This window comes from Erwinia sp. GW821-FHT03D09 (genome assembly GCF_059420805.1).
This window is the reverse complement of the sequence record NZ_JBWKUK010000036.1, coordinates 1-6,383: the sequence shown is the minus strand read 5'-3', so window position 1 is coordinate 6,383 and position 6,383 is coordinate 1. Positions and strand designations below refer to the sequence as shown.

Here is a 6,383-nt window from a genome sequence, read left to right as displayed (position 1 = left end):
CCGGAAGAGTACCGGCTGATGGCAGAGAACCCGGAAATCTCAAAAAGTGTGTGGAACTAAAACGGGTGTGCTTACAATCTATCGTTTCAGCATTCTGACTAGATTTATGGGTGTAACTAAGGAAACAACTTAGTACAGGAACTGCGCAGGGAACTTTATCAGGTTAAACAGACTGTTAAGGGGATGTGTAACGGGATGTTTAGTGTGCTGAACGAGAGTTAAATAATAAAAAAGCTGGGAAAGTTTAATTTCTTTCCCGGCTTTTTATTTAAATAAACTATCGTATTTCATTCAACCATAGTGATTCTTTTTCCGTTTTAAAAAATGCGGGGGATTCAAAGTCAATGCCATTTTTCCGTGAATAGGAGAGTAAGAGATCATAAGTAATTCTATCTGCGATTCTTCTTTTTGAATAGCTTTCCTTTTCTTCAAACCATAACGGTTCCCCGACCTCATAAAAAATCCATTTATTTTCTTTTATCACTCTAATTAAACGTATTGTTTTCCCTGACTCAATAAAACTCATTTCCATCAGAGGGTATTCCCCCATCAATAACCTAAACAGTAGATAGCTAGATTTATTCTGTTTTGACAGGCAATAAAGTAAAGAGTCCCATCCATCAGATAAATTAGACAGAAAAATTAATTTGCTGTCATTTATACACGGATAATAGAAAACCCCCTCGGACGGCAAGGCCCCACCACGTTGAATAGTCAAGTGTATTTCCTCAATAAGTTTTCGACTACTTATTGGCTCACTCGGCCAGTTCAATCCATTATGGATAGTTCTTTCTATATGATTAAAATCACTGTTCACTACAGCAAACACTAATTTTTTATTATCGGATGGTTGAGTGGCCATTTAAAATATTCCCTAAGTCATCAATTAGCCAAAATGTATTTCTTGAGTTGGGATCAAGTACAGGTATAGTATTTTGGTGACCAACGCTGCCTTTTATTGTTGTATCAACCTCAATATTATAATGTTTACCATTTAAATCAAATTGAACATCCGGTCTATTTTTACCAACAACATTTCCATTAACATCTACCTGCCATTGGTTTTTCCTGATATTTGTAGCACCCTGACTGCGAGCATCCGCAATAAGATTATCAATAAAATTATTATGTCCTGTGCCACCATGTTTTTTAGCATTCCCCCCATTTGCACATGGAGTCAGGCCCAGCGGATCAACCCAGCTCAACGGATTATGCACATAACCATACGGCCTCTCACCACCCGCCAGCCCTATCGGGTCAGCACTCAAATACTGCGCTGTATTTGGATCATAATACCTGAAACGATTGTAGTGTAAACCCGACTCTTCATCTTCATATTGACCCGGAAACCTTATCCTGCATTCGGGATTATCTTCATCGTTAGCAGCCTTACGCCAAACCTTCACCTTTCCCCATACATCCGTACGACCTGCCCAGGCCAGCTTACCCGTTTCACTCAAGAGTTCTCGCGGCGTGCCTATCTGGTCCGCCACCACATAATGCAGCCTCCCTTTTTCATAGCGGGCAAAAGGTGTGATATCACCAGGACGATAGAGCCAGTGAATGGCTGCATCTTCCGCTACGGTACCATCTGCATAAACGGGGATCTCTTCCGTCAACCGATCACCCTGCCACTGATACTCATAACCAATGATCTGGCCGGCTAACCGGAACCCGGCGTTAACAGGCTCTGAGCCGGGAAGGTCCTCAGCCATAACACCAGAAAGGGGTTTTTTATTGCCTTCAATAACCTGAAACTTGCGTATCCTCCGCCCAAAAGCATCATAAGCGTAACGCCAGCGGACTTGTTGCGGTGTCAGTAATTCCGTCAGCCTGCCTTCGGCATTCCAGCGGTATTTCCAAACCTGAGGACGGAAACCCTCTTTCAGCTCACGTTTCTCTGTCAGTTGCCCGAATTCGTTATAGATATAGTGGTGATCACCGCGACGGATCACCCGACCATGGTGGTGTTGCAGTTGAACGCCAGAGGTTGAGGGTTGTACCTTATTGATAATATCGGTCTGAGAGAGCAGGTTCAGATTGGCATCGTAGGAGAAACGCTGGGCTTTTCCGTAGATTGCACCGGTCTGCGTGTGGATAATCTGGTCATTTTCATTATAACTATAATGTTCTTTGCCCCAACGATTGTCATCAATAGCCGTGACGTTAAACGCCTTATCATATTCCCAGCACCGATTAACCACACCAGACACTAATGGCTGTAACTGATGTTCATTTAACTGTGCCATCAGTAACGCCGAATTACGTCCTGCGGCCTGGCTGAATAACTGCCCATTAAGCGTATAATTTTGTGCCTGAACAAACCCTGCATCACTTTGACGGGCAATCTCTCGCCCTAATACATCGTACCGGAAGGACAAGGGGGGGTGGTGATTAACTTGTAATTGCTGTAATAAACCTTCCGGGCTATAGGCAAACGTGAGTGCCAGTTTCCCTCGTCGCTGTTCAAGCAATGCACCAGCATGCTTATCATATTGATAATAAGAGGTTTTACCATTTATTGTTTCAGCGATAAGCTGATGAACATCATTGTACTGGAACTCCACGCTGGCATCGGAATTACGGGCCGCGATCAGGTGACCTTTATCATCATATTCATAGTGTGTTTCTGCCTGGAGGGTTGATTGATATTCCTCGGCTAACCAGCTTTGCTCCAACAATACATGATCATGAATATCGTAATGGAAGGTGGTGACCTGGCTACCTACACGTCGACTCTTAAGGCGTCCCACGGCATCATGACAGTAATATTGCCTGCGCCCGGTAAAGTCGATTTCTTCACAGACCCTCCCAGACACATCACGTACGAGCTGATACTGTTCTCCAGCAGCATTAGTGATCCCCGTCAAACGCATTAATTTATCATACTGATACTGAAAATGTTGACCGTCAGGACGAGTCTGCGCCAGCAGTAAATCCAGTGTACCATACTGGTATTGCCTTACCTTACCTTCACCATCAGTAACGCGTGTCACCAGACGCTCGCTGTTATAATCAATGTACTGGCGGACACCATCCGGTAACATAATTTCATTGGTACTACCCTGTGGATTAGCGTGAAACGCACTGTGATAGTAGCGGGTTTTCTGCCCTGCAGCATCGGTCACTGACTGAATACGCCCTAAACAGTCAATATCGATGCGGGTTCGCTCTCCCCCCGGTGACTGAATGTCTACACTGGATTTATCGTCGCTGTAATAGTATCGCCATTCTTTACCCGTGGAGTCAGTTCTACGTAATACCTCCCCCTGAGGATTATAACGATACTCCGTATATTTTCCGGACGGCTCCTCAAGTCGCCTGAGTAAACCATATTTATCATAGCTGTAATGCCACCGCTCACCCTGTGCAGAAATAATATCCGTTAATTGCCCCAATGGGTCGTATTGATAACACGTGGATTCCTGAGCGGGTGAAATAACACAGATTACTTGGTCATAATTATTATATTCATAACGTGTTGTCCTGCCTAATGCATCCGTTTCCGCGACCTTATTAGTAATATCCCATTCGTATGTTGTTATATTTCCTAGTGCATCAACACTTTTAATGACCAAATCGCGCTCGTTATAATAACTCGTTTTCTGCCCACCTTCAGCATCAAAATAGACTGTTTTTCTGTTTTGGCTGTCATAGGCAAAACGGTCACTAAAATAGCCCTCCTTACTTCCTAGTGACGTTACGCGGCCTAACTGGTCGTACTGTATTGCGATATCTGTTGCATCAGTATCTCTCCACCGAGTCATATAGCCCTGCGCATTATAATCATGGAACAGATGACCAAATTGAAAACTGTGACAACTCGTTAAGTAACCCTGATCATCATATTGGCAGGTCAGTAACCGTTGATTAAAATCATTTGCGATCAGGTCAACGTGAATAATACCATACTGCCCCATGTTAACATCCAAATAATACCCTTCACTGTGTGTTATTTTTATTAACCTGTTGTCATTGTAATGAAAGATAATACAGTTACCTTGGCGATCTTCTATTTTGCTTAACAACCGGGTGTTTAAATAGACATGATCAAAGGTTAATAACTGTTGTGTCTGATGATCGAACAACCAGAGTGAGCCTTGACGCTGTCCTTTCAGGATATAGCGTTTTTCTCTTAAGTTCTTTGCGAGCACATCATTTTCAGGAGCCTGGTAGCTGAGCACCACACCTTCATCATTAATATAATCAATATGGTCATCATACAGAGTCAACTGCTGAGACCAGGTATTCGCCCATTTTTTACCCAAAAAACCATCACTATCAAATGTGCTGTTTGAGCGATAAAGACGCGAGAGCGTTAATGGTAGAACGCCAGGAATACGAATAACCGACCATTGTTGGAAGTAATCTCCAGTGGCAATATCAACAGGGTCTCCTTCCGTCGTGGTGTTTTTAGAGTTATTATTTTTACCATTCAATGACTTACTGATTTTACTGGAAACGACAGCCGTTACCACTGCAGTGACAGGTACTGCCCATCGTAAATACGGATTGCGACTGTCAATAACTTTATATATCCGGCCGGTTTCTTTTGTTTCAATGATGTTTCCACTAGCTGAATTGATATTACCATCACAGGTTGACTGGTGTCCTAAACGAGCAATCGGTTTATTATTAGCGAAAACGGTTTTGGCCCCTTCCGCAATCACCGGAGAAGGCTCGCCAGGGTGATCGGTACAGGTTATTTTATCACCGGCCCTGGCGACCTGTCGGTTATTAAAATAAACATTGGGTGAACCTTCGACGATTTTCCCTTTATTCTCACCGTACTGCCCCAAGGCATTCCCTACGGCGGCAACCATTCCCCCTACAAATCCTCCCGCCGCCGCCGCACATCCGACAACAAGCACCAGTGCAGCTCCGCCAGTCAGTACCGTTGCCCCTGCCACTGCCACCCCTACGGCAATCGCAACTGCTGCACCTAAAATGATGCCGCCAATCGCCCCCCACAACCCTAAATCCTTCTTTTGATGGGCAATATCATCCCCCATCCGGGCCGGATTTTCCCCCTCGGTTGCAACCTTATTCAGCCCAAGGTCATCAGCAACGCCGAAGAAATCAGCCACAGCAACCGCAGCATGGCCTAAATTATCCCCCACCCAGGATCCTGCCATCCCACCCAGTGTCCCTGCGATAACACCGACGGTGAAAACACCCAGAGCTGTTCCGGCACCTGCTGCCACAGACGTGCCCGCCGCAGAAGCGGCCATGCCCCCCTGAACGGTGGCAACCACACCCGTTGCAGCCGTGACACCATAGTTAAATTCACTACTTTCAACAACGTCAAGAAGTTGATCATTCACCCGTGCGGCATCGCTTTGACCGGAAATATCGATTAACTCACCTGATTGTTGTGCAGTGTCTTGCCGGGTCTGATCCATAACGGTATGACGGATCGCCGCATTACTCCCCGAATTTCCTGCACCTACAAGTGCACTCTGCATCGCTGTCATCGTTCCCTCGCGTCTCTCACATATAGTTAATCAGCTTCTCTCAGCGACAAAGTCTGAATAAGCTGTTGAACATTTTCTTTCTGCCCTGTGGAAAGTTGCCCAGTCATGGTGGCAGTGAAAATCAATACCAGCGGGTGTATGTCAACAAAAGTCATTAATTGATGAATATGGCCTTGTGCAGAATCCCATTCAAACTCTCTCTCGATGTTCTTTTTATTATTCAATACACCGTCTTTTCTATTTATATGCTGATAACCGGTTAATTGCTTACTGATAGTACTCATTTCTCTTTCAACATACTCGTTAAACGCCATTCCCCAGGGTTTCTTATCGCGAGAAATAGTAAAACTCAATCCTGCTGTGTCATCCCGTGCAGAGGTTAATACATGAATAGTTTTATCTTGCCACTCATCAGGTAAGTCAATTGTCCCTTCATTAAAATGATACATGTTCTATTTATCCTTATTTAAATGGATGTTAGGACCTTCAACAGAGACGCCGCTACCATTAATCGTGATCTTACTCTTTTTACCAAAGCTTAAGGTTATCGCCTTTTTCGTCAAAATGATCTTACTTGCACCAACTTGTAGATCGATTTGATCTGATGCTTTTAATAATTGGGTTCCCGGGGCGCTATCTGCCATTGCCACAAGTTCAATAATATTAGCCAAGGTACCCCGTTTAATCTTTATTTTTTCTGTCAGATTTCCCTGTTCAACCTTGGTGATTTCATCCCCGGTTGCCACAGTGACATTCCGATTCCCTGATTGTACCGTAAGAGTCTGGTTACCTTTCTCCACCGTCGTCGTTTGGTTATCTTTTACTACGGTCGTCATATCCTTCTGTGCATGCAGAAACAGCCCTTCGCTGCCCCTGGCATCTTCAAACCGCAGTTCGTTGTAGCCTTCT

At 44.5% G+C, this 6,383-nt stretch carries 4 protein-coding genes and 1 pseudogene; 1 reads left to right on the top strand and 4 read right to left on the bottom strand.

Annotated elements, in window-relative coordinates:
• Positions 1 to 123 precede the first annotated feature (123 nt).
• Positions 124 to 222, top strand: a pseudogene (locus AC07U6_RS22125) (SymE family type I addiction module toxin); the annotation flags it as partial.
• A gap of 55 nt (positions 223 to 277) precedes the next feature.
• Here the strand turns inward: AC07U6_RS22125 and AC07U6_RS22120 are convergent.
• The 4 genes from AC07U6_RS22120 to AC07U6_RS22105 form a co-directional block, all read right to left on the bottom strand.
• Positions 278 to 862, bottom strand: a complete 585-nt coding sequence (locus AC07U6_RS22120) for a hypothetical protein (RefSeq protein ID WP_494763319.1) — start codon at positions 860 to 862, stop codon at positions 278 to 280.
• Positions 840 to 5,474, bottom strand: coding sequence for an RHS repeat-associated core domain-containing protein (locus AC07U6_RS22115; RefSeq protein WP_494763320.1), 4,635 nt, complete (start codon positions 5,472 to 5,474; stop codon positions 840 to 842). Before AC07U6_RS22115 ends, AC07U6_RS22120 begins: the two co-directional genes overlap by 23 nt.
• 26 nt (positions 5,475 to 5,500) lie before the next feature.
• Positions 5,501 to 5,923 (bottom strand): DcrB-related protein, encoded by a 423-nt coding sequence (locus tag AC07U6_RS22110; RefSeq protein ID WP_494763321.1) that lies wholly within the window; start codon positions 5,921 to 5,923, stop codon positions 5,501 to 5,503.
• A 3-nt stretch (positions 5,924 to 5,926) separates the two neighbouring features.
• Positions 5,927 to 6,383 (bottom strand): bacteriophage T4 gp5 trimerization domain-containing protein (locus AC07U6_RS22105; protein WP_494764851.1); only part of this gene is annotated, 457 nt, incomplete at its 5' end.

Bases quoted from the DNA above. Each gene is read 5' to 3' on its own strand.
- AC07U6_RS22120 (WP_494763319.1), bottom strand. From the start codon at position 862: ATGGCCACTCAACCATCCGATAATAAAAAATTAGTGTTTGCTGTAGTG.
- AC07U6_RS22115 (WP_494763320.1), bottom strand. From the start codon at position 5,474: ATGACAGCGATGCAGAGTGCACTTGTAGGTGCAGGAAATTCGGGGAGT.
- AC07U6_RS22110 (WP_494763321.1), bottom strand. From the start codon at position 5,923: ATGTATCATTTTAATGAAGGGACAATTGACTTACCTGATGAGTGGCAA.